At 38.4% G+C, this 25904-nt stretch carries 20 protein-coding genes; 12 read left to right on the forward strand and 8 right to left on the reverse strand.

Translation table 11 applies throughout. From position 1 onward, the window contains the following. Positions 1-185: 185 nt before the first annotated feature. Positions 186-1181, forward strand: a complete 996-nt coding sequence (locus HMJ38_RS22295; protein ID WP_317174585.1) for a carboxypeptidase-like regulatory domain-containing protein — start codon at positions 186-188, stop codon at positions 1179-1181. Positions 1182-1183: 2 nt separating this feature from the next. Then, a complete protein-coding gene (locus tag HMJ38_RS22300) occupies positions 1184-3034 on the forward strand; it encodes a gamma-glutamyltransferase family protein (RefSeq protein ID WP_194976660.1) in 1851 nt (616 codons plus the stop codon). 191 nt (positions 3035-3225) lie between these two features. On the opposite strand, the gene HMJ38_RS22305 is transcribed toward HMJ38_RS22300, so the two are convergent. Together HMJ38_RS22305 and HMJ38_RS22310 are read right to left on the reverse strand one after the other, a co-directional pair. Further along, positions 3226-4233, reverse strand: a complete 1008-nt coding sequence (locus tag HMJ38_RS22305) for a bile acid:sodium symporter family protein (RefSeq protein WP_194976661.1) — start codon at positions 4231-4233, stop codon at positions 3226-3228. Between the two features lie 3 nt (positions 4234-4236). Next, positions 4237-5004 (reverse strand): TrmH family RNA methyltransferase, encoded by a 768-nt coding sequence (locus HMJ38_RS22310; RefSeq protein ID WP_194976662.1) that lies wholly within the window; start codon positions 5002-5004, stop codon positions 4237-4239. 18 nt (positions 5005-5022) lie between these two features. On the opposite strand from HMJ38_RS22310, the gene tamL reads away from it, so the two are divergent. After that, positions 5023-7437, forward strand: a complete 2415-nt coding sequence (gene tamL, locus HMJ38_RS22315; RefSeq protein ID WP_194976663.1) for a translocation and assembly module lipoprotein TamL — start codon at positions 5023-5025, stop codon at positions 7435-7437. Between the two features lie 28 nt (positions 7438-7465). Here tamL and HMJ38_RS22320 read toward each other — a convergent pair whose 3' ends face one another. After that, positions 7466-8719, reverse strand: coding sequence for a PAS domain-containing sensor histidine kinase (locus HMJ38_RS22320; RefSeq protein WP_194976664.1), 1254 nt, complete (start codon positions 8717-8719; stop codon positions 7466-7468). Between the two features lie 176 nt (positions 8720-8895). Here HMJ38_RS22320 and HMJ38_RS22325 point away from each other — a divergent pair, with 176 nt between their 5' ends. Next, positions 8896-9189, forward strand: coding sequence for a hypothetical protein (locus HMJ38_RS22325; RefSeq protein ID WP_194976665.1), 294 nt, complete (start codon positions 8896-8898; stop codon positions 9187-9189). Positions 9190-9319: 130 nt separating this feature from the next. On the opposite strand, the gene HMJ38_RS22330 is transcribed toward HMJ38_RS22325, so the two are convergent. The 3 genes from HMJ38_RS22330 to HMJ38_RS22340 form a co-directional block, all read right to left on the reverse strand. Beyond that, entirely contained in the window at positions 9320-10228 is a 909-nt protein-coding gene (locus HMJ38_RS22330) for a YihY/virulence factor BrkB family protein (RefSeq protein WP_194976666.1), read from the reverse strand. Then, positions 10228-11190: an aldo/keto reductase gene (locus HMJ38_RS22335; RefSeq protein WP_194976667.1), complete on the reverse strand. Its 963-nt coding sequence runs from the start codon at positions 11188-11190 to the stop codon at positions 10228-10230. The genes HMJ38_RS22330 and HMJ38_RS22335 overlap by 1 nt, the downstream gene beginning before the upstream one ends. Before the next feature lie 76 nt (positions 11191-11266). Then, positions 11267-12673: an alpha/beta hydrolase family protein gene (locus HMJ38_RS22340; protein ID WP_194976668.1), complete on the reverse strand. Its 1407-nt coding sequence runs from the start codon at positions 12671-12673 to the stop codon at positions 11267-11269. Positions 12674-12797: 124 nt separating this feature from the next. On the opposite strand from HMJ38_RS22340, the gene HMJ38_RS22345 reads away from it, so the two are divergent. Beyond that, positions 12798-13028, forward strand: a complete 231-nt coding sequence (locus HMJ38_RS22345; RefSeq protein ID WP_194976669.1) for a DUF3820 family protein — start codon at positions 12798-12800, stop codon at positions 13026-13028. 46 nt (positions 13029-13074) lie between these two features. Here the strand turns inward: HMJ38_RS22345 and HMJ38_RS22350 are convergent, their stop codons facing one another. After that, positions 13075-14655, reverse strand: coding sequence for a S8 family peptidase (locus HMJ38_RS22350; RefSeq protein ID WP_194976670.1), 1581 nt, complete (start codon positions 14653-14655; stop codon positions 13075-13077). A gap of 303 nt (positions 14656-14958) precedes the next feature. Here HMJ38_RS22350 and HMJ38_RS22355 point away from each other — a divergent pair, with 303 nt between their 5' ends. From HMJ38_RS22355 to HMJ38_RS22365, 3 genes are all read left to right on the forward strand, one after another. Then, the gene (locus HMJ38_RS22355; protein WP_228780212.1) at positions 14959-17208 is read left to right on the forward strand and encodes a TonB-dependent receptor; all 2250 of its coding nucleotides are present in this window, start codon (positions 14959-14961) and stop codon (positions 17206-17208) included. A 28-nt stretch (positions 17209-17236) separates the two neighbouring features. Further along, positions 17237-17845: a hypothetical protein gene (locus HMJ38_RS22360; protein ID WP_194976672.1), complete on the forward strand. Its 609-nt coding sequence runs from the start codon at positions 17237-17239 to the stop codon at positions 17843-17845. Between the two features lie 84 nt (positions 17846-17929). Then, a complete protein-coding gene (locus HMJ38_RS22365; protein WP_194976673.1) occupies positions 17930-18346 on the forward strand; it encodes a hypothetical protein in 417 nt (138 codons plus the stop codon). A gap of 77 nt (positions 18347-18423) precedes the next feature. Here the strand turns inward: HMJ38_RS22365 and HMJ38_RS22370 are convergent, their stop codons facing one another. Then, positions 18424-18936, reverse strand: a complete 513-nt coding sequence (locus HMJ38_RS22370) for a hypothetical protein (protein ID WP_194976674.1) — start codon at positions 18934-18936, stop codon at positions 18424-18426. A 136-nt stretch (positions 18937-19072) separates the two neighbouring features. Here HMJ38_RS22370 and HMJ38_RS22375 point away from each other — a divergent pair, with 136 nt between their 5' ends. The 4 genes from HMJ38_RS22375 to HMJ38_RS22390 form a co-directional block, all read left to right on the forward strand. Beyond that, positions 19073-20665, forward strand: coding sequence for an ATP-dependent DNA ligase (locus HMJ38_RS22375; RefSeq protein WP_194976675.1), 1593 nt, complete (start codon positions 19073-19075; stop codon positions 20663-20665). Continuing rightward, positions 20655-23105, forward strand: a complete 2451-nt coding sequence (locus tag HMJ38_RS22380; RefSeq protein WP_194976676.1) for a ligase-associated DNA damage response DEXH box helicase — start codon at positions 20655-20657, stop codon at positions 23103-23105. The genes HMJ38_RS22375 and HMJ38_RS22380 overlap by 11 nt, the downstream gene beginning before the upstream one ends. Positions 23106-23274: 169 nt before the next feature. After that, the gene (locus HMJ38_RS22385; protein ID WP_194976677.1) at positions 23275-25188 is read left to right on the forward strand and encodes a sensor histidine kinase; all 1914 of its coding nucleotides are present in this window, start codon (positions 23275-23277) and stop codon (positions 25186-25188) included. A 406-nt stretch (positions 25189-25594) separates the two neighbouring features. Beyond that, positions 25595-25904 (forward strand): transposase (locus HMJ38_RS22390; protein ID WP_228779986.1); only part of this gene is annotated, 310 nt, incomplete at its 3' end.

Consider the following 25904-nt stretch of genomic DNA (forward strand, 5'->3'; position numbering starts at 1 on the left):
CCTGATATTGAAATTCAATAATTATATTACGGATAAATGTAAGGAAAAGAGTACCATATTTCAAACAAATACTCTTTTTGGGCATTAAAGAATTAAATCAAGGAGGTTTCATTTTGAAAAACTCAATAAAAGTTCTCGTAAATTTAATAATAATAACCCTGGGAATTGGAAGTGCTTTGAGTACTGTGAATGCACAGCAGTACACCATCAAGGGGACTTTAAGAAACGGCGCAAATGATGAATTTATATCAGGTGCGGTGATTACACTTAAAGAAACAGCCTTTTCCGGTATTTCCAATGATGTTGGAGTATTTACAATTGAAGGGGTATTTGAAGAAAAATTTATACTAAACATCCAGGTAAATGGATTCCAATCGTATCAATCCCAAATCACAGTAAGCGAAGACCTTAACCTTGGGATTATCACTCTTTTTCCTTTTGGCTATGAAGATGGATCCGGGGAAGCGCTTCAAAAAACAATTCGGGCTACAAATGTTGCAGAACTTTTCAGCAAAAGGCCAAATTTCATTGGAGGTCACTCTGTCTTCGGAATTCCACCTGACCCAAAGCGATTGATTGGGAATTTTTACCTTGACACCAAATGGAATAAAGCTTCAATTCTCCTTTATAAAGACGATGAAATCATTGAGGGGTATTTTGTCAGGTACAATATCAATTCCAATAATTTTGAATTGAGGGCCGAAGATTCTGATGAAGCTACTGCCATTCCAGGTTTTAGGATCAGAAACATCGTTTGGGTCGATTCAAGACACATGGTACCAAGATATTTTGTCAATGGTATGGATCTTAGGGATGAAGGAGTTCCGATTGCCGGATTTTTTGAAGTATTGGTAGATGGTAAAATGCCTTTGGTAAGGAGGACTGTAGCAACTATCAAAGAATCCAATTACAATGCAGCACTGATGGTGGGAAACAGAAATGATGAGATCATCAAGCGGTTTGTCTATTATTACATACAAGACAATAACTTATTTGAAATACCAAAGAAAAAGAAAAAGTTCTTCCAGATTTTTGGAGAGAAGTCCCAAGAAATGGAGGTATTTGCTAAGGATAATAATATGAACTTGCGCGAGCCTTCCACTTGGTTCAATCTGTTTACACATTATAACAATAAATTTGAAGGTTTTAAACCGCTTTTACCTGACTTAATCGACAATTGACCATGATCAAAAAAATAATTTTCATCAACTTACTTTGCTTGGGTTTGATTGGCTATAACCAAGCCCAGACTCAAAAACCACCGCTTCACGGCAAGCATTGGATGGCCATCACTGGAAAGCCATTAGGAGCTACAGCAGGAGCCATGATTTTCAACCAAGGTGGAAATGCCGTGGATGCTTCTTGCGCCATGTTGGCCGCAGTATGCACCATGTGGGATGTCCTCAGTTGGGGAGGTGAAACGCAGGCCCTGATATATAATCCCAAAACGGGAAAAGTGATTGCCATCAATGCCATGGGCATAGCGCCAACAGGTGCTACTGTGGAATTTTTCAAGGGAAAAGATATGCCATACCCACCGGAATTCGGTCCCTTGGCAGCAACGACTCCAGGAACTCCTGGAGGATTGATGACCATGCTGGCAGAATATGGTACCATGAGTTTGGAACAAATTCTTGCTCCTGCCATGGAAATGGCTCAAGGATATCCCATTGAAGCCCAAGCAGCCAACAGTATTGAAAGCAGAAAAGACCTGATCAAAGAATGGCCATATTCTAAAAAAGTGTTTTTACCGCACTTGGGTGAAGAAAGAGAGGCCCCCTTTGCTGGGGAAGTATTTGTGCAGGAAGATCTTTATCAGACACTTAAAAAATTGGTGGATACAGAAAAGCAGGCTTTGGCTCAGGGAAAATCCAGAAAGGAGGCGATTTATGCAGCAAATGAGCGATTTTATAAAGGAGATATCGCTGAAGAGATTGTCAAAGGTACTAGAGAACAGGGCGGCCTATTCACCATGGAAGATCTTGCCAAATGGAAAGTCAAGATTGAGGAACCGCTCATGGTAAATTATAAGGGTATTGAGGTTTACAAGCTTCAAGAGTGGACTCAAGGCCCTGCATTGCTGCAAAGTCTCAACATCTTAGAGAACTTTGACTTAAAGTCAATGGGTTATAATTCTGCCAATTACATCAACACCCTTTATCAAACCATGAGCCTAGCTTTTTCGGACAGGGACTTTTACTATGGAGATCCGGAATTTTTACCCCGAAGCCCTATGAAAGGTCTATTGTCAAAGGAATATGCCAAAGAAAGGGCAAAATTGATCAGTGAAAAAAACAATGAAGAAATAGGCCCCGGAGACCCCTACCCTTTTCAGGGCGAAAAAAATCCCTTCATGCATTTACTTGAAAAGAGAAAAGATGCTTTGGCTTACTATCAGCCGGATTTGCCAATTCAAGGTCCTGAGGATCCCTTTTTAGATCATTTCCTCAAGGCAGGTACTACTTCTATCCAAGCTGCCGATGCGGAAGGTTGGGTAGTTTCAATTACCCCTTCGGGAGGATGGATACCTGCTGCCATTGCCGGTAATACAGGCATAGGCCTAAGTCAAAGGATGCAGAGTTTTGTGCTTGATGAAACAATGAATCCATACAATGTGCTCGAGCCGGGCAAAAGGCCAAGGGTTACCCTGACGCCGAGTATGGCCTTGAAAGACGGAAAGCCATTTCTCTCCTTTGCAGTGCAGGGAGCCGATACCCAAGACCAAAATTTACTTCAAATGTTCTTGAATATTGTTGAATTTGGGATGACGGTTCAGGAGGCTGCAGAAGCAGCCAATATCAACAGTTATCAAATGCAGTCATCTTTTGGTGCACATGAAATCAAACCTGGAGGTTTGACCCTCAATAGTCAGGTTCCATCATGGGTGAGAAGTGATTTAAAAACCCGAGGTTATAAAATGGACTTTTTAGACCGAACCTCAGGTCCGCTTAATGGAATCTGGTTTGATTGGAAACATGGCACCTTCTGGGGAGGATCAAGTAATAATGGAGAGGATTATGGGATTGCTTGGTAGTTGAATAATTTTAGAATTTAGATTTAAGGATGTAGATTTTGGGGGAAATATAAATGTCTCGATCTGAAAATTCTTGACACTTTTAACTGCATTTTCTGATAAAAACCTTTGGGGTATTGAAAACCCCAAAGGTTTAACCCTAACTCATCTCGTCTCTTGGCTTCTGTTTCTTATCTTTGGGTTCTCAAATCTCATCCGCCAGGGCGGCGGACAGGCGTCTTCCCCTCCCCCAACTTCTGCGCAATGGCTGATCCTGCCATCAACTGAAGAGAATGATAAACCATTAGCGGTAAAAGAATGACTCCGAAGATAACAGGGTCAGGAAACATTACCCTTCCCATTACTGCACCTTGGACAAGGGATTTTTTACTTCCACAGAAAACCAAAGTGATCATGTCTTCTCTGGAAAAATTGAAAAACCTTGAAACCACGTACATCAAGCCCATCATCAAAAAGAAAAAACCCAACATCAATATTCCAAGCCAAATCAATTCACCTGCACTTTGCCCCTCAAACATGTTCTCAGCAAAAGATTCAGCAAAAGCGGTGAAAACAATCAATAAAATAATGGCCTGATCAAAGTTTTTGAGAGCAGCCTGATATTTATTTACAAACTTTATCAGATAGGGATGTACAAATAATCCAATGATAACAGGAAACAAAATTTGGAGGCTCAGTTTGATAAAAGTATCCGTCAGGTCAAATCCAACGGCTGATTCAGGCAATATCAAATCCATCCAAAGTGGCGTGATAAATATCCCTACCATGCTGGAGATACTGGCATTGAAAATCGCCGCAGGAAGATTACCTCCTGCAATACTGACCATGACCACTGAGGAAGAAACAGTTGAAGGCAAAGCAGCCAAATAGAAGGTTCCTATCCAAAGATAACTTTCCTCACTGCCCCAAATGGTATACAGGATTAAGATAATCAAAGGAAAAATCAAAAATGTAGTCGATTGGACCAAGAGATGTAATTTCCAATTGGAAAGACCTTCTTTCAACTTTTGTGGGCTAAGCTTGACGCCATAAAAAAAGAATATAAAAGAAATACCTGCTCCTGTTATGGTTTTTAGCGGTAAAGGACTTTCTGATGTCCCCCACTCCGGAAAGAATTTTGCCAAAAAAATCATCCCCACCAACAAAAAGAAAAATGTATTCAGTCCGGCCCTTTTCAGTGTATCTTTAAACTTGGACATGATTTATTGTGGGTTTTGGGAATTCAAAAAAGACTGCCTCCTGACATTGTCACAGATGATAGCTGTGGCCACTGCTACATTGAGTGATTCAGCATTACCAAATCTTGGAATCGTGATTTTCTGGTTGACTAATTTTTCCAGATTGTCAGAAATTCCTTTTGATTCATTGCCCATCAAAATGATACCCGACTTCCCAAAACCTTGTTTGTAAATATTTTCGCCTTCCAGAAAAGCACCATAAACAGGAAGTTTTGATGCCATTAAATAAGGCTTGAGATCTGTATAAAATATATTGACCCGTGTAAAACTGCCCATGCTTGCATGTAGGACTTTTGGATTGTAAAAATCAGCTGACTCGTTGGAAAGGATGATATTATTGATCCCATACCAATCTGAAATCCTGATAATTGTCCCTAAATTTCCAGGATCTCTGACATCATCAAGGGCAATAGCCCAATCATTTGAACTCAATTCAATTCGTTCGTTGGATTTAATGGAAGCAACTGCCAAAGCGGAATCATTGGTTTGGAAAGAACCTAAGGACTCCAATGTTTTTTGATTTACTTCAATAGCTTCCCCAGTAAACTTATTGATGACAGATTGGTTTTCATCAGCAAATTTAGATGTAAACAAAAGATGGCTGACCTGAAAATTTGAAGCCAGTAATTCCGTTACATTTTTGCCACCTTCCACAAAAAAAGCGTTTTCCTGTTTCCGGAATTTTTTCTGGTGCAAGGATTTAATAAACTTAAGCGTATTTTTGCTTAACATTCGGTTAATTGCCAAATAGTGAATAAAGCCAAATATATAAACTTTCTCTTTCTGCTTATTTTTATTTCAGGCTGTTCTTTGACCAAAGGGCTTAAAGAAGGTCAGTATTTGGTTTATGATGTCAATTTAAGCGGTGTAAAGAGAAGTGATAAATCATCCCTGCAAAACCTAATCCGGCAAAATCCAAACACCAGAATCCCTTTAATCAATACTTCTGTGGGAGTTTCACTTTACCGCTTTGGAGAATGGACTTTCGACAGTACCAAGCATCTCAATAGGAAGGCGAATTTGGAGGAAGAAAGGAGAAACCTGATCGAAATCGATGAAGAAAATAAGCTGGATAGAAATCAGATTAAAAGACTCAATAAACTCAATACCAATATAGCTGCGATTGAAAAAAAGTTGGAGTTTGGTAATTTTTACATGAGAACAGGAAATCCAAGAGTCATTTATGACAGTGCCATTACAGCGGAAAGCAGTAAACAAATGGAATTTTATTTGTTCAACAATGGATTCTTTGATGCTGAGACCGACTATGAGGTTACCAAATCAAAAAAGAAAGCTAAAATCACTTATTATATAATTGAAAATGAGCCCTATATTATTGATACATTTTACACAAGATCTGATGACGATGACATTTATGATCTTTTGTTGAAAAATAATGCCAACACAAATATCAAATCCTCTCGGATCTATGAACAAAGCAACATATCCAAAGAAAGGCAACGGGTTGAAGATCTTTTAAAAGAAAATGGGTACTACACTTTTTCTAGGTCTTATATTGAATACAACATTTATAAGGATACTGTAGAAAAAACAGTCAATGTTGAACAGGTGATCCGAAAACCTGTGTATGCAGATAACCATCAGGTATATACCCTTGATTCAATTTATTTTTCCATTGATCCTCCATCAAATGAATTTATTGACTCAGGAAGTAAGCATATTTATCAGGATATCAACTTTGAAGTTTATGAGGATAAATACTCTGAAAAAATAATTTCTTCCCGGATTTTCATGTCAAAAGGAGACCTTTACAACAGAACTGACGTCATTGAGACCCAAAGACAACTGGCCAACCTTGACCTCTTTAGATTTGTCAATATTGCCTTTGATACCATTGGGAACATCCTTAGGCCAAGAATCTATACCCAACCCAATCAAAAATACCAAATCACCAATCAAGTGGGTGCCAGTATTACAGAACAGGTTCCAGGACCATTTTTCAGCCATTCTCTCAGAAACAGAAATCTTTTCCGTGGGTCCGAGATTTTTGAGTTCTTTTTCAGAGCGGGTTTGGAAGGTGTGGTATCAGCGACAGGTGAAGGAGGAGTTTTTCGAAGCCGCGAACTCAATACTTCCGCTTCCATCATATTTCCGCAGTTTTTGCTCCCCTTAAGCATTAATTCCCTTGAAAGATTCGGAAGATATAACCCTAGAACTAGGACCCTGATCGGCTACAATTATGTTAACAGGCCAGAATATATCCGAGAAAGTGTCAATGGTGTAATTAGCTACAACTGGAACACCAGAAACCTGAAGCAGCAATATACGCTTAATGTCCTTGATGCCAATTTCATTCGCTCCAGCCTCAGTGATGAATTCAGGATATTATTGGAAGGACTTCAAGACCAAGGAAACAACCTGATCAATTCATTTTTACCCTCCTATGTAAGTAGTATTTCTGGGCAAGTGATTTTCAACTTTAACCAGTATGGCGCATTTCAAAGAAACAGGGCTTCTTTATTCAGGCTGTTTCTGGAAAGTGGTGGCACAACCTTGAACTTTGTCAATACGGATTTTGTCGAGGCAAGAAGTCTTGCATATTTCCAGTTTCTCAAGTTTCAAGCAGATTTTAGACGATATGTTCCGATTACGAGACAGCAGACATTTGCTTACCGGCTCAATCTTGGTATGGCCAAGCCTTATGGTGTGAGCAATGGGATTTTGCCTTATGAAAAATATTTCTTTGCTGGAGGAAGCACCGGAATTCGGGCTTGGCAACCAAGACGGCTAGGACCAGGTTCCTTCACCCCTAATACCTTTGAAGATGGCTCTTTTGATTATAGATTTGAACAGCCTGGTGATATTTTGTTCGAAGGAATGTTTGAATTCAGATCAAAAATATATGGATATTTTGATGGTGCATTTTTCATAGACCTTGGAAACAGTTGGACTTTCAATGAAGATCCTACAAGGCCCGGAGCAAATTTTGAATTCAATAGATTTTACAAAGAAATAGCCGTCGGGACTGGATTGGGATTAAGGATGGATTTTGATTTTCTTGTCCTAAGATTAGATATGGGTGTCAAAGCCGTGGACCCCGCAAGACCACTTGGAGAAAGATTTATATTAGGCAATTTCTTCAAAAGCTTCTTAGGCGATCGAGGACAGACTGTTTTCAATATTGGAATCGGATATCCTTTTTAAATGAGATTTCAGATCTGTGTGAAGGCCTTTAGATATTGGAATTTTTTCCCAACGAAGAAGTTTCAACACCATCAGAAACTAAATGTCCATTGATAGGTTTGCTGATGGGTAGCGTAAAAAAGAACGAAGAGCCTCCACCTTCGACACTTTCAACCCATATTTTCCCACCATTTCTTTCTAAAAAGCCTTTCGATAGAAGTAATCCTATACCAGCACCTTTATTCTTTTTCATCGGATTCGATAATGCTCTCAACTGTGGTTTGAAAAGTTTTTCTAAAATCTTTTTAGACATGCCTTTACCTGAATCTTTGACCTGAACAACAAGTTCTTTTTCATTCCTACTAGTAGATATCTTGACTTCTCCTCCTGAATCAGTATGCTTGATCGCATTGGAAATCAGGTTTTGAAAAACAGAAAGCAACATTTTCTGATCTGCAAATACAGTTTCATTTTCATCTATTTGCTGAACAAGGTTAATGTTTTTCAACTGTGCTGTTTCTTTCATTCGATCAAATACTTTTTGAACAAAATTAGTCAAGGAGATCTTTTGAGGTGTAAAGGCCTCATTGGCATATTTGACCCTTGCCCAATCGACAAGATAATCCAACATTGCCAATTCTTCTCGGGAAGTTTTGAGCAGAAGTTCAAGCATTTCATCAAGCTCTTCTTCACTCATTTCTTTGATATTTTCCTTTAGGTGCATCGCCAAACCAATTATTCCCGTCAATGGGGTCCGAAGGTCATGCGAGATGATGGAAAGTACACTTTCTTTGTGGGTATTGAGTTCTTCTAGGTCTTTGATGTAAGTTTCGATAACCTTTTCAGATTTCTTCATCTCAGTCAGGTCTCTCAAGATTTTGACAAATCCTATTATTTCTCCATTTTCATCTTTATGAGGAAAAACCAATCCATGAGCAAAAAATCTACTATTATCTTTCTTTACATGCCAGCGATCATCTGTAGCCCTTCCTTTGGAAAGTGCGATTTGAATTTCTTGATTTTCAATACCCATTTCTAAATCTTCTTTTGTAAATATGATGCCAAAACTCTCTCCTATAATTTCATCGGTTTCCCAGCCGAAAATATTTTTGGAACCCGAATTCCAACTATTGATTTTTAAATCTTTATCAAGAGTAAAAACAGAATAATCCTGAAGGCTATCAATTATTTGACTGTAGAATTCGGAGGAGGGTATATATTTGGATTTAGGTTCCTTTGGGATTATTTTTTCTTTTAGCATTTCAATATCAGTGTTTTGTAAAGTCGAAAAATTATAATTCATAGCAATAAATTTAACTTGCAAGATTGAAAAAATACCCAAGAAAGAAATTATATAGAATTATATATAACTTGTATCATTTACTGAATACATAATATGCAAACATGGTTACACGCTGCTTTGTCAGTAAACAACTGTCGCAAAAAGGCTGGCTGAAACTTTACTAATTATAATATTTTATGAAACTTGGTCAATTTATAGCGTCTTTAAAAGACAAAAATCCTCCTAAGGGTATATCATCCCAATTAGAAGCCTTGTGGCACGACGGCAAAGGGGATTGGAAAAAAGCACATGACCTGGCAGATGGTCCCTCTGATCAATTATCAGCGAGAGTTCATGCCTACCTCCACCGAAAAGAAGGAGACTTATGGAACGCTGATTATTGGTATAAAAGATCAGGAGAATCAAGGCCTGATTTAAGCCTGAATGAAGAGTGGAAGAATTTAGTCAGTAGAATTTTAGATGAAACTTAATGTTTCTTGACATGAATGGACGAAATGATTTCAGAAAAACAGTAATTGAATTTAATTCCTGCTTGAAAACTAAAACACCCGGTAATTCCTTACCTTTTGGCAGTTAGGGTAATCAAACTTCAGCAACATTTCAATCTTCAATCTCCCTCATTTGAACTTTGATAGCTTGGTCTTTCGGGCTAATACCACCGCCTAAATGTTCTGCGATGTAATAGGTGATTTGTGCACCAAATAAGAAAATTATCAAAGAATAATAAACCCAAATCAGTAAAATCACCAAAGAACCTGCCGCCCCATAGGACGACCCCAAATCACTGTTTCCCATGTAAATACCAATTAAGTACTTCCCAACACCAAATAGCACCATGGTTATAATAGCCCCTATCCAAGTATCTTTCCACCTCACCTTTGCATCGGGAAGTATCTTGTACATCAATGCAAAAACAACAACTAAAATAATCTGTGAGAGCACAAAATTTGCAATTGTAATCATGTTGATCGGCAAATCCATCACATTTTCGATAAAGTAATTATTAACAATTACCAGTACAGCATCCAATATAAGTGATACCAAAAGAATAAACCCGATAGATGCAACCAAAGAAAAACTTAACAGTCGGTTGACAATAAATTTAATTATCCCCTTTTCCGGCTTGGGCTTGATATGCCAAATGTGATTGATGGCGTTTTGAAGGCTAACAAATACCGTAGTGGCACTGAACGCAAGAATCAAAAAAGCTACAAAATTTGAGATAACACCATTGGATTCCTTGTTAAAATTGTCCAGAATATTTTCCAAAGTAGATCTGCTTTCCTCTCCTGCCAATTCTTCAATTTGCTGCAAGATTTCATTTTTGATCTCTGTTTCTGAATATAAGGTTGTTCCTATATTTAGAATAATGATCAATAATGCAGGCAAACTAAAAATAGTATAAAATGCAGTTCCAGCTGCCAGTCCCATTGATTCCCCTGAGAAGAAATCCTTAAAGCTGTCCTTGATTATTTGAAAAACCGTTAATTTTTTTAACTTCTGAATCATTAGCTGATATCATTTTCCCAAAGATCCTGCTGCGTATAAGGACTCTTTGAACCTGTAAAAAAAGATCCATCAATGAATCGATATCTCAAATCAATTTTCTCTAATTTTTCAAAATCTTCTTTATCAAATTGAATTTCTTCCGCAGCCAGATTTTGTTTAATTCTTCCTTCATTCACAGATTTGGGAATGACAACAATGTCCCTATGAATAGAGTAAGCAATCAAAATCTGTGCGGCACTGACTTGATACTTATCTGCCAATTCCACCACTACCGGATTTTCAAATAAACTTGGTTCATCAGACTTTTTGACAGATGCAGACCTATCCCCGGATCCGAGCGGAGAATAAGCAGTCATGTGAATGCCCTTTGATCTACAATATTCAACCAATTTATGCTGTGGATTGAGAGGGTGCATTTCCACCTGATTCATTTCAGGCCCTTGACTTCCGGTTCTTGAAATTTCTTCCAATTTGGAAATATTAAAATTGGATACACCAATGTGTTTTGTCAGTCCTTTACTTTTGCAATCTTCCATGCCCTCCCAAGTTTGGGATAAAGGGACATCATTGTAGGTAAAAAAGTCTTCTCTGTTTTGGGCAAATCCTATACCTTTCTTGAAACTTATCGGCCAATGAACCAGGTAAAGATCCAAATAATCCAATTTAAGATCTTTGAGTGTCTTTTTTAGGGCAGGTTGAACATCTTCCAAGCGGTGATTGCTATTCCAGAGCTTGGAGGTAATAAACATTTCATTTCTGCTTACCAATCCACTTTTAAAGGCAAATTGAAGCGCATTTCCCACTTCATTTTCATTGTCATAGATAGCTGCACAATCAATATGACGGTAACCTGATTCTATTGCCCAGAGGACCGCTTGGTAAACTTCCCCCGGTTTGGATTTCCAAGTTCCTAGGCCAATTATTGGCATTGAATCACCATTACTAAATTTGATCGATTTCATAAGGCAGTCTATTTATTTTTTGATTTTTCACTAATTTATTTATATAATCTCATATTTTGAACGAAAGAAATGAATTTTAAATTCCTGAAATCCCGTTGATAAAGAATGCTATATCCTGAAGAACCTCTAAGTTAAAGGTCTCCTCAATCTTTTCGTATTCAGAAACTGCTCCTGTATTGGCTTTTTGGAAAAGGTGGTTTAGTTCAGGGTAAACTTTTAATTCCAATAAATCTGACCTCAATTGAAAAAGTTCGACTAGCCTATTACCATTCTGTGAGGCATTGACTTGTAAATCTTTCCCTCCAAAACCCGCAAATGTCGGGACATTGATTTTGGAAATATATTCTTCAGGATTGGTTTTGATGAAATTATAAAACCAGGGATTGATGCTTTTTTCAAAAGTAGAACTCAACGAATTGGCTTGTTGTTCCAAAATTTCTTTTTCGAGCCCATATCCACTCATAATTTCATCCACTAAGTCAGGTATTCCGGACAAAGCCTCATCACTACTTTTACTGGTAGTAATCAGATTATAAAACTTTCTATTAATCGATACCTGTTGGCTTACCAATTCCTGTGGAGAACCGGAGGATCTTGAAATATCTTCAGTTTGCTTGAGCATCAAATCAGGTATTGGAACAACAGGTGGTGCCAATGCAACCAGAAAATCAACTTTACTTCTTTCTGCCCCTATCAGCCAGGCAATCAATCCTCCTTCACTATGCCCGATCACTCCCACTTTTTGGTTATCCACGAATGATTGACTCCTTAAATATTCCAAGGCAAATAAAGCATCATCTTTAAAGTCCAAAGAAGTTGCAGAGGAAAATTGGCCTTCAGACTCGCCTACTCCCCTTTCATCATATCGTAAAACGACAATTCCCTGATTGGTCAGGTAATCTGCTATGACCAAAAATGGTTGATGGCCAAAAATTTCTGAGTTTCTATCCTGCGGTCCCGAACCGGTCACCAAAACGACAGCAGGAAAAGGACCTTCTCCATGGGGTTTGGTAATCAAACCATTCAATTGAATCCCTCCCTTTTCATTTTTGAAAGCAATTGGAATTTCTAAATATTCAAATGGAGGTTTAGGATGTTGAGGCCTATTGACCTGTTTGTTTTGATTGTTCTCATTGATGTCTTTTGTCAGGTCAAGAGGAAAAGACATGCCACTTTGTTTGAATGTGCCTTTTATATTTTCATCTACAAACAATCCTTCATAGCTAATTCCCCCAACGGCCAATTCAAAATTGAGCATTAAACCATTGTACAAAACCTTACTTAAGGGAATTCCTTTTGCCCCTTGATTTGGGCTATCCATTGTTCCTTTCCATTCCTCCCCGTCCAAATCAAAATGAAATATCAATGGCAACTTTTGCCCCATCACCTCTAGCGTTCCTTTCCAACTTCCTTGAAGTTCTTGGGCAATCGTACCCGTTGAGAAGTTTATAAAAATCAAAAAAGAAAGAATTAATGTTTTCATGATCAAGTTATTAGGTTTTGGATTATTTGAATTATATAATAAAAGACAAGCATAGACCTGCTTATTCAATAAATCCTGCTAATATCGCTTCAGTAAAATTAAGCTCAAATCTAATCAACAATCAATGGATAAGCAGATTTTATTGGATTTAGTGACCAAAACAATGCCCTTTGGAAAATACAAAGGAAGGCTCCTCTGTGATATACCTGAGCATTATTTGGTTTGGATGCATGGTAAGGGTTTCCCGGATGGGAAATTGGGGATGTGGCTCCATACCCTTTATGAGATCAGACTCAACGGGCTCGAATCTATTTTGTATGAACTAAAGGAGATGCATAAAAAAAGGCCAATCTGAAATTTCAGAATGGCCTTTAATCTTTAAAATGAGTTAATTTTTAAAACTAGAAATTCAGCGTAACAGTACTCGAACAGGTATTTGATCCTGCTTCACATACTTGATAAGTCAAAGAACCACCACCTTTATTGTTGGTCTGATCAGTGTATGAATTTGATCCGGAAGTTGAATTATTGACAGTTGCGATTTTGGTACCATCTCTATAAATATCAACCTGGGCAGTTGTTGCTCCTGACCAAGATAAATCTGATCGCCATCTTCCTTGTACCTTACTTGCCTCTCCGGTCAAACTAAAAGCACCAGGATCAGTTGGCTCTTCTGGATCTGGATTGGTAGGATCTTCAGGTTGTGGATCTGTACCTCCCGAACTTTCTCCTAATGAATACAACATGTGATTGTTAGTCGTTCTGGAATTTGAAACAATATTTTTTATGGATGTTTCAGTAAGGAAATTATATACCGCCTGACTTGAAGCTGTAGTATTGGTTTGCAGATAAAGTGCTGCAACTCCAGCTACATGAGGCGAAGCCATGGAAGTTCCAGAAATGGTATTGGTAGCTGTATTGCTTGTATACCAAGCTGCGGTAATCGAAGCCCCTGGAGCAAAAATATCCACACAATCACCATAATTGGACCAAGATGTCTTGGAGTCAGAAGTAGTTGTAGCGCCAACAGTGTAGGCCCTAGCTGCTCCTGCTGGAGAAAAATTACAGGCTGGCTGCTCCCTACCTCTTCTATCCCCGTTTCCAGCAGCAACAATAACCGGTACGCCTGCATTAAACATTCTTTCTACTGCGTCATTGACCGCTGTACTAGCGCCACCTCCTAAGGACATATTGGCTACTGAGGGACCATTTGCATCAGAGGCTACCCAATCCATCCCTGCAATAACTCCACTAAATGATCCTGATCCATTACAGTCAAGTACTCTGATACCAACTAGCGTTACACCTTTTGCAACTCCATATACAGTACCTCCAACAGTTCCTGCTACATGGGTGCCATGTCCATTACAATCTTCTGAATTTCCTCCAAAAGCATCATATCCCTGCAGTGCTCTGCCCCCAAATTCATTATGACCTGTTTTTATTCCGGTATCAATAATATAAGCCTTTACGCCTGAACCTGTCGCATTGTAAACATAGGTGCTATTAAGAGGCAAGGCAGTCTGATCAATTCTATCCAATCCCCAAGTAGCATTGTTTTGGGTGGCACTGATACTCACATAACCGTCCGGCTCAACATATTTCACCATTGGATCTCTCTCAAGAGCTTCCAATTGAAGGTTTGATAGTTCAACAGAAAAACCTGTCAACAAATTGCCGAATACTTTCTCCACTTTACCCTCTTCGATATTATATCGGGCAACAAGTTCATGAGCAGTTTTTCGCATTCCAATTTGGACATCCTCGTACCGGTCAGATTTTCTAAAGCTGAGGCTTTCATCATGAAGAACAACAATGAATTTTCCGGGAATAATCCCTTCCTGCTGCCCTAAGGCTACCTGATCAATATCCTGAATATTCAACTCTTCGACAGAATCCTGACAGGAACTAACGGAAATTGCCAATGCCAGCAGTGAAAAAACTGCAGGTCTCAACATTTTTTGGTAAACATTTTTAAACATGATTTGGATGGTTAATGGTTAATAATATGTTTTCATTAATTTTTCAACAACGTAACTTAAATAAATTAATTAAAAACCCAGCATATTTTAAGTAAGAAAATTAAATGTTTTGCAGAATTTTGATAATGTTCTGTAATAACTTTTAAAATAATCTAGATGGTGAAATATTTCATGTCTTATTTTTGAAACAAAGTTGCATTAATGCTAGGTATTCCTTTCCAGAGTATTTATTTTTGCAACTCTGTTTCATATATGCGGATTACTGGTATAATTTTAATATTCATCTTCTTTGTCATGCCGGTTATGGCACAGCAAGATTGTAACTTGACCATTAGAGGAAAAGTGATCCATGCTGAAAATACTGAGCCAATAGAGTCAGCATACATTTGGATCATTGAAAGTGAAATTGGTACAGTTTCGGACTTCAATGGGTTATTTAGGTTTTCCAATCTATGTCCCGGAATATATACAATCAAAATTCAATACTTAGGCCATCAAGATTATTTTGAAAAACTGGAAATTTCAAACAACAGTAATTATACTTTTAGAATGATTGCAGAAGACATCGCCTTGGACGGAGTTGAAATTCATGGCCATCAGGACGCCTTACTCACGACCAATTCAGTTTCCTCTATATATGGTGAAGTATTGAGATCAGCCAGGGGGCAAAGTTTGGGTGAATCACTTAAAAAAATTCCCGGAGTCAACACTTACTCCTCAGGATCCACCATCCAAAAACCAGTCATTCATGGACTTCACAGTAATAGGATTTTGATTCTTAACAATGGAGTCAGGCTCGAAGGACAGCAATGGGGGGCAGACCATGCACCGGAGATTGATCCATTTATAGCCAATGAGATCTCTGTGGTAAAAGGTGCTGAAACAGTACGGTTTGGAGCTGATGCCATGGGAGGTGTTATTCTCGTAAATCCTGCACCATTACCAGTTAAGGCAATCAAAAAAGGTGAAATTGACCTGATAGGTTTTTCAAATGGTTTAGGATTAAATGGAGCGGCATCTTTTACGGGTGGATCGGAAAAAATCAAAGGTCTCGGTTATAGACTTCAGGGATCCTCAAAAATCGCTGGAAATATTCAAACTCCTGATTATATGCTTGCCAATACAGGAGTTCAGGAGCTAAACTTTTCTGGAGCAATTGGATATAGTCGCAGCAGATTGGGGACTGAACTCTATGTCAGTAATTTCAGGACTACTATTGGCATTTTACCTGATTCTCATACAGGAAATCTCAGTGATTTGGAAAGTATCATTGAAAATGGTAGACCCTTTAGAGAGACGGGTTTCAGCTATGATATTCAAAATCCCAAACAAGAAGTCGATCATCAACTTGTGAAAGCTAAAATCCATTATCATTTGAATGATGGATCAAAGCTGAATTTTCAATATTCATTCCAAAGGAACCATAGACAGGAGTTTGACCGGAGAAGAGGTGAATTTAATAATAGAGCTTCCTTGGACATGGTACTTTTTACCAATTCTATAGATTTAAGTTATAACCATCAAACCCGGAAAAACTGGGATGGTGTATTGGGTGCACAAGTCATGCAACAAGCCAATTCTAACATCCCCGGTACAGGCGTTATTCCTTTGATCCCGAATTTTGACATGCTCAACCTGGGAATTTATGCCATAGAAAAATTCACCAATGGACCTCTGGAATTGGAAGGTGGATTGAGATTTGATTCGAGGCAAGTGGCAGCTGCAAGGATTATTCGGGGTGATTTACAGGAGAGAGATTTCACATTAAATAATTTCTCAGCATTTTTTGGAGGAGTGTATGCACTTTCAAAAAACTTTACTTTCAATTCGACTTTAGCTTCTGCTTGGAGGCCACCTAATATAAATGAACAGTTCAGCCAAGGCCTACACCATGGACTGGCAGCCATAGAAATAGGAAATCCCGATTTTGAAAGTGAGCAATCCTTCAAATGGCTGAATACCTTGAATTATACTGGCAATAGTTTAAACATTGAATTGACAGCATACGCCAATCGTATTGATAATTACATTTACCTCAACCCAACTGAAGAGCAATTTGTATCCCTAAGGGGGACATTTAATGTATTTGAATACCTACAAACGGATGCCAATTTTTTAGGGACTGATCTGAGTGCCATCTGGAATGTTTCTTCTCGTTGGGAAGTGTTTTCAAGGGGGTCTATCGTCCGAGCCAAAAACTTAATAGAAGATTCCTATTTACCATTCATACCTGCTGATAGGTTAGAAACTGGCGTTAGCTATCAGATTACTTCTTTTGCTTCTAAAAACAACACCAAATTCAGCATCAGCAATTTAGCTGTTGCAAGACAAAACCGTGAACCGGACTTTGACCTTGCCCCTGCCCCACCTGGATATCAACTCTGGAATCTTAGTGCACAGACCAGTGTCAATTTGGGGAAAAATAAGCTGAATATGGGCTTGTATGCCAATAATGTATTGAATGAAGTCTATAAAGATTATATGAATAGATTCAGGTATTTCACCCATGAGTTGGGAAGAAACGTCCTTATCAAATTCAATTATGAGTTTTAAATCAATCAAAAACAAAAAAAGCAAACCAATGAAAAAGTTAAATTTTAACATCTTATTACTCTTGTTGTCAGCATCAGTTTTGATTTTTTCTTCATGTGAAAGCAATGATCCTGAAGATGAAAATGAAGGCGAATTGATTACTGATGTTACCTTAAAGTTTACAGAAGTGGATCCAGCTCAAGGTTTTATAGGTACCCCATTTGAAGTACAAGCATCTGATCCTGATGGCCTTGAATTAGGAAATAATCCAACAATAGAAACCATTAATCTGGAAATTGGCAAAACCTACCTTTTGGAATTATCGCTTTTCAACAGAATTGAAAATGAGGACATCACCGAAGAAATTGAGGAAGAAGCGGACGAACATCAGTTTTTTTTCCTAGGATCAGCCTTTGTAGGTTCCCCTATTTTGACTTATATCTATGACGATGAGGATGGTGATGGTAATCCAATTGGACTTCGGGGATTTGTAACTGTTGCTTCCGTACCTTCTTTTAACAATGCCCAATTCAGGTTGATCCTGCGTCACGACCTCAACAAAAGTTTTGTGGGCGCGAATAATCCAAATTTCGAAAATTTTGTGGAAGCAGGAGGTGAAACTGATTTGGATATAACTTTTCCACTAGTATTAAACTAATTCAAATATTAATGGCTACTTGTGCTTCAAGTAGCCATTTTTTTTATATTTAGGTTTATTTATCACTAATAAATATACCTATCCATGAATAAATTAACTTACGCCTTCCTTACCTTATTTGCAGTGAGTCTTCTCGTAGCATGTTCTTCAAATACTTCAAGGGAAATCACTCCTGAATTAACTGAAGCAAATGAATATCTTCAAAAATCACTCGATATCAGGGAGGATTTGATGGAAACTGAAAAACAGCTTAAAGCCGCAGAAATTGACTATTCCGAATTAAAAGATGAATTGAAAATCTGGGACAAAGATATTATTGAAGTTCCAGGTTTTGAGCATTCCCATGATGATGAGCATCAGAGAGCTTATCATGTGCACAATGCCATGAAGCCCTTTTCTGATGTAGAGCATCTCAATTACCAGAAAGTTATGTATGAGGAAATAGCTGACTTATCTGAGCGAATGAAAAAATTGATGGAAAATGAAATCACGGACAAGTAAGAAGAAAATCATAAAAAAGGCCTGATTTCAAAATCGGGCCTTTTTTATAATATAAGTTAAAGTAGTTGTTATTTTTTTTAATAATAAGGTGAACAAACTGTCATGTTTTCTTTCTTAAAAGCCTGCGGGCTGTTGTCATTTATGCCGATGTTTCCGGCTGAGAGAATTACTTGGTACTCAGGTCCTGAATCTGCCAAATGTACCTTTACATGTCCATCAAAATTTCTAAAATCATTGAAGTCCAGTTTTGTACCGGATGAAAGCTGACTTAAAACAGTAACACTTTTTAATGTTTTGATGTCAATGGGATTGAGCAAAAAAGCTATAGGAGCATTGGGGTCATCATAAGTTCCAAAGTGAAGATGTGCCGGGAAAAAATAGTCAGAATCTTCTTTGTTCCCTATAAGTTCCAGGCTTAGCTCCAATTCACCGCCAATCAATTCTCTAACTGTTACCTTACCGGAGTAATCAAAATCCGAACTTTGATAAAGGTCATAACCAATTTCATTTGTAGTGTATAACTCATCTTTTTCTTGATTGCATCCTACGAGGAATAAACCTATCAGGAATACCAAAGCCAACTTTTTCATTTGAATAGTGTTTTGAATTAAATACGGTTAACTTTCTAAGAAGTTATCAGCGTTTTAAAGATACGTAAATATAGTTTTCAGCAATGTGAACCAAATCACATAAGGAAAATATATTTCTCACCACATCAATTAAATAATGGAGCATTTTGCATCCCTCTTCATGCGCTTGGATCAGAGCAATAAAACTTCTGATAAAATAGAGGCATTGAAGAGTTTTTTTATGAATGCAGTTGATGAAGATAAAGTTTGGGCCATTGCATTGTTCACCCACAAAAGGCCAAAAAGACAAGTCAATACCCGCCTTTTGCGAACATGGTGTACTGAACTCGCTAATATTCCTGATTGGCTTTTTGAGGAATCCTACCAAACGGTTGGGGATTTAGCTGAAACCATAGCCCTTCTTTTACCTTTAAATACAAAAACAATGGAGAGGTCATTGGACTTTTGGATCAGGTATTTGATTGATTTGGAAGGAAAAGAGGAATCCGAGAAAAAGGAACAGATTCTCCATGCCTGGGATGTGATGACAAAGGAAGAGCGTTTTATTTTTATCAAAATCATCACAGGAGGATTCCGGATTGGAGTAAGCCAAAACCTGATCACACAGGCTGTTGCAGACGCTTATCAATTGGAGAAAACCGAAATCGCCCATAGGATAATGGGAGATTGGAAGCCTGACAAAGTCAGCTTTCAGGAACTCATACTTTCCAAAAGCAAAACTGCTGACCTGTCAAGGCCCTATCCTTTTTATTTGGCTCATCCAATTGATAAGGATTTGGAAGAACTTGGAGCAATTGAAGAGTGGCAGGTGGAATGGAAATGGGACGGTATCCGAGGACAGGTCATTAACCGGAAAAATGAAATATTCATTTGGTCCCGGGGTGAAGAACTTGTTACTGAAAAGTTCCCTGAACTTCAAGAAATGGCTCAGCATCTTCCGGAAGGGACTGTTTTGGACGGTGAGATCATTGGGTACCAGGATGGAAAGCCCCTACCCTTTTCCATTTTGCAAACCAGAATTGGTAGAAAAAATCTAACCCCTAAAATCCTGAAAAATGCTCCGGTAAGTTTTATAGCCTATGATGTAATGGAACATAATGGAATAGATTTAAGGAATTATATCCTCTCTGACCGCAGAGAAAAATTAAAACAGATCGTCCAATCCGTTGATTCTGAGCAATTGATTATCTCACCAATGGTTTCTTCAAAAGATTGGGAAAGTTTAAAACTGCTTCATCTTGAATCCAGAAATATGATGGCTGAGGGATTTATGCTCAAACACAAAAACTCTTTTTACGGAGTAGGAAGAAAAAAAGGGGATTGGTGGAAATGGAAAACAGAACCCCTCACCATAGACGGTGTGATGATTTATGCTCAAAAAGGCCATGGACGCCGGGCAGATTTGTACACCGATTATACCTTGGCAGTGTGGGCGGGCACAGATCTAATCCCCTTTGCCAAGGCATATTCCGGGCTGACAGATGCTGAAATCCGGGAAGTGGATAAGTTTGTGAAACAAAATACCAAGGAGCGATTCGGGCCGGTTAGGACGGTCAAACCCGGTTTGGTATTTGAAATTGCCTTTGAAGGTATTCAAAAAAGTCCCCGCCACAAATCCGGTATTGCACTCAGGTTTCCCAGAATACAGCGGTGGAGAAGGGATAAACCAATTGAAGAAGCCAATACATTGGAAGAATTAAAAGCTTTACTTTCGATGTATGGAGGATAATATAAGGGAAATTGCTTTCAACTATTTTTCTGATAAAGGTTGGAAGCCCTTTGAATTCCAAGTACAGACTTGGAAAGACTATCTGACAGGCAAATCAGGTCTGCTCAATGCTCCTACAGGAAGTGGAAAAACATTTGCCTTATGGTTTCCTGTGATCCTTGACTATATCCGAAATCATCCCAATGATTGGAGAAAACCTCAAAAGTCAGGAATGCAGTTGATATGGGTTACGCCTTTGCGGGCACTGGCACAGGATATCCAAAAAGCCATGCAGGAAGTCTGTGATGAAATTGGGCTACCCTGGAAAGTTGCCGTGCGGAATGGTGATACCGATAGCAAAACTAGACAATCCCAATTTAAAAATCCTCCGGAATGCCTGGTTACGACACCGGAAACACTACATATTCTTCTTGCTCAAAAAAACAATTCCCTGATTTTTCAAAATCTCAAAGGCATAGTCATTGATGAGTGGCACGAATTGATCGGAAATAAACGCGGCGTTCAGGTTCAATTGGCCTTGAGTTATATCCAAAAGCTCTTGCATAACCCCATCAGAATCTGGGGAATATCTGCTACTATCGGAAATTTGGAAGAAGCTGCCTCAATCTTATTAGGTGAAAATATCCCGGTTCATATCGTCCGATCCGAAATCAAGAAGAATATTCATTTGAATACTATATTCCCTGATGAGTTGGAAAAATATCCCTGGTCAGGTCATTTGGGTTTGAAATTGATTGACAAGGTAATTGATGTTATAGAAAAACATCAATCTCTTTTATTGTTTACCAATACCCGAGCACAAACCGAAATATGGTATCAACATATCATGGAAAAAAGGCCTGATTGGGCAGGATGGATAGCCATGCACCATGGTTCACTGGATCAGCAGGTAAGAACTTGGGTTGAGGATGCCCTTCACTTGGGAAAGTTAAAATGTGTGGTCTGCACCTCCAGTTTGGATTTGGGCGTGGATTTTAGGCCTGTGGATGCGGTGATTCAGGTAGGCAGTCCCAAAGGTGTGGCAAGATTTGTCCAAAGGGCAGGTAGATCGGGACATCAACCCGGACTTCCAAGTGAAATATATTTTGTACCGACCCATTCTTTGGAATTAGTTGAAGCGGCTGCATTGAGAAGTGCCATTGAAAAAGGTGAAATGGAAAATATCCATTGTCCGCAATTGACCTTTGATGTCCTGATACAGTTTTTGGTTACCCTTGCAGTGGGTGAAGGTTTTAAACCTGAAGTCATTTTTCCTGTAGTCAAAAACACCTTTTCATTTAAAAATCTGACCCAGGAAGAATTTGATTGGACCATTTCATTCATTACCAAAGGTGGGAGTTCACTCAGTGGATATGAGGAATTTTCAAAGGTTGAATCGGATAATGAGGGTGTATTCAGAATCAAAGACAAAAAATCCGCCATGCGTCACAGACTTTCCATGGGCACTATTGTCAGTGACCCCATGTTGAAAGTTCGCTTCAAAAACGGCACTTATCTTGGGATGGTTGAAGAATATTATTTCTCAAAAATGAAACCTGGAGATCGGTTCTTTTTTGCTGGTCGAAATCTGGAATTTGTGGCCATACGGGAAATGAGTGCCATCGTACAGCTTTCAAAAAAGAAAGGAACAAGCACTCCTTCCTATATGGGAGGACGCATTTCATTAACTTCGAAACTCTCGGTCAAGATTCGGGAGATTTTGGAAGATGCCGTCAATGGAATTTATGCTTCTGAAGAGGCTATGTATGTGTCACCCTTATTAGAACTTCAAAACAGGTTGTCTTTAGTTCCCGACAGAAGTACCCTTCTAATAGAGAAGAACGTTTCCAAAGATGGATATCATGTGTTTTTTTATCCTTTTGAAGGAAGAATGGTCCATGAAATCCTCGGTGCCCTGATTGCCTACAGGATATCAGTAAGCTATCCCCTGAGTTTAAGTATTGCCATGAATGATTATGGTTTTGAATTGCTTTCGGATGTTCCTATTCCCATAGAAGACCTTTTGGAAGAAGACTTATTTACGGAAAAGAATCTGGCAGATGACATCATTGCCTGTATCAATGAAAGCGAGATGGCCAAAAGGAAATTTAGAGATGTCGCTACCATTTCTGGATTGGTTTTTCAGGGTTTTCCGGGCAAGCCTGTTAAGTTCAAACATCTTCAGGCAAATTCAGGGATTTTGTATGGTGTATTTGAAGATTATGATCCGGATAATCTGCTATTGAAACAGGCCCATCATGAGGTGTTGACCATGCAAATGGAAAAAAACAAAATCCTTGAAGCCATCCAAAAAATAAACCGGCAACAGATCATCTTAAAATCACCTGGACAGTTTACGCCCTTTTCATTCCCCATCATGGTAGATCGATTACGGGCGACATTATCCTCCGAATCTTTGGAAGACAGAATCGCAAAAATGAAAGCCATTTTGGTGGAATGAGAAACTGACGATTTTTTTTTCACCAAGCCGCCATTGATCTCCCACTAATTTTTAATTTCAAATACGACTACTTGCTGTTTGAATTTTAAGCCAAAAATAGATTGAATTTTAATTTTGTTTTTCACTGCCTATGGGGTATTTTCGATTAAATTAAACAAACTAACTCGCATTGAAAACATATTTTTCTCAGCAAATAAAACAATTTATTGTTTTTATTTTCTTAATCCATCTATCAATTGCCCAAGTCTTTTCTGGGTCAAGTACTATTGCCGATAAGGCTGATACCATTCTTTTGCAATATCAAAAAGCAAAGTCAGACAGGGAGAAACTTGACTTGATTTCTCAATTGGTCAGGGTAATTCATTATTCAGATTCAGCACAAAAATATTATCCTGAGGCAATCAGATTGGCTAGAGTAGTCGGTGACACAGAACTTGAGGCCCAGAATCTCAATAGGCTTGGAGTATATTACCGTAACATGAATCTCCAACAAGACGCCCTGAAGCTCTATGAAGAAGCCTTGAGTATCAGTAGGGCAGCTGATATTGCGGTGCAGATTGGTCATTCTCTGAATAATATAGGACAGATATTTTTTTATCAGGATCAGTTTCAAGAGTCACTGAATTATTACAAGGAAGGAGAATTAAAATTCCTGGAAATCGGAGATCTAGAAGGCTTGGCTTACAATTATAATGGAATGAGCCTGGTACTGGCAGCAATAGGTGACCTTGAAAATGCTTTGATAACCATCAACAAGGCAATTAAAATCCGGGAAGAATTGGGGAATGAAAGACAGCTAACGGTTTCAAAATTCAACAGAGCCGATATCCTCATGTCTAAGGGCGATTATGCAAATGCCGAACCTGACATCATGAATCTTTATGATTACGGGATAGCCAATGATAAAATAAGAGCCATCAATGCGTTGGAAAAACTGGTGGAATTAAAATTTAAGACATATAGATATTCCAAGGCCATTGATCTTGCAAAAGAAGCCATGGTTCTTCACGAAGAAAAACCCTATTCAGAATCTATGATAGAAATCTATCAGATGCTTTACCGGTACTATTATGATAGGGGAAACACTTCCGAGTCAAAAAAATACCTAGACCTTCTTGAAAAAGAGAGAAACTTCCTCAGTGAGGTGAAAACGAAAAATTATCTTGCAGGTCTTACCATAAAAAAGCAAAAAGACGAGATTGCCAGCCTACAAAGAGAAAACGAATTGATGGAAATCAATAACAGGTTCAAGTTTTACCTTTCCATCGTTCTGTTTTTATTGGCGTTTGCAATGTTTGTCGTTTTTTCGATTTACTTCCGCTATTATCAAAAGGAAAAACAAAACCTTATTCAATTAAAAGAAAAGCAGAAACAGATTGAAGCCCAAACGGTTGAACTCGATAGATTAAACATTATAAAAGATAAGATTTTCTCAATCCTTGCCCATGACCTCAAAGCACCATTGGATTCTTTATGGGGGATGGTCAAACTCATTGATGAAGAAAACCTAAGTCAAAATGAATTTGAAGAATACCTTCCCATCATTTCGCAGAATCTTGGCAATAATTCCATGCTATTGGAAAATCTCCTGATATGGTCAAGAAGTCAAATGAAAGGAATGAATGTCCAATTATCCCGATTAAACCTCCATCAGCTTGTGGAAGAAAATATCCGCTTCCTCTTGAGTTCAGGTTATTATAAGGGACAGATTATTGAAAATTATATTGAAAAGCATATTGAAGTAGCAGCTGACAAAAATATGATTGATATTGTTTTCAGAAACCTGTTGACCAATGCTTTGAAATTCACAAGAGAAGGTGATCAAATTATAGTTGACACCAAAGAATCCGAGAATATATACACGGTTTGTGTTTCAGATCAGGGTACAGGGATTTCCGAAGAAGGTCTGAAAAAACTATTTGGAAAAGATTTCCATACCACCAACGGTACCCACCAGGAAAAAGGCACGGGGCTTGGCTTAATTCTGACCAAAGAACTTGTTCAGAAAAACAAAGGTGAAATATGGGCTGAAAGCACGTTGGGATCAGGTTCTACATTCTGTTTTACATTGCCTAAATTGTAATTCGTATTTTATTGTTTTAAATCCAAAGTTGGGTTCATTTTTTTTAGGTCAGATATTTTTTGTATTCAAAATCAAAGGTTTCCGGAGTGTCCCTTTAGGTCGAAGATCCCGATGCTTTCGGGGGACTATATATGGGTAGGTAAAATTGTTAATTGTTGGTTACCGTGCCTTTAGGTACGGAATATATGTTGTACCTGCTTACCGGACAGGCAGGCCTAAAGGCACAACGGTTCTGTAACTAATGGTTTTTTACCTAGGGCTTCTTGCGAATCCTTTAAGATACTGATTTTCAGTCAATAACTTAACAAAAACATAACACAAAAACCCCGAATTTGGCTGTTTTTAGCTTTTTTCGGGGTTTTCTTTTTTGTATTTTAAGGTTGCAGACTTAAATACAATTAAAGTTATGACACAGCTTCCTCTTTTCAAAGATTTCGACGGATATTCTCCAAAATATCATTTTTTCAAGAATTCATTGTTTGGTCAGATACATGATTCAATCCCCTGGGATGATCTGGTTTCCTGCCTTCCCGAGGAACGCTCTGGAAGAGGTGCACCAAGCTGGTTCGGTGGCAAAGGAATGTTTGCACTGATGTTCCTGAAGGCCTATCTCAACACCAGTGACAGGCAATTGTTGGAGCGTTACAACACAGACTGGGCCTTACAGTATTTTTGCGGCAAAGTACTGGCCGAAAACCAGCATATCAGAGACATGA

It is taken from the genome of Aquiflexum lacus (assembly GCF_015476655.1).
GTDB lineage: Bacteria > Bacteroidota > Bacteroidia > Cytophagales > Cyclobacteriaceae > Aquiflexum > Aquiflexum lacus.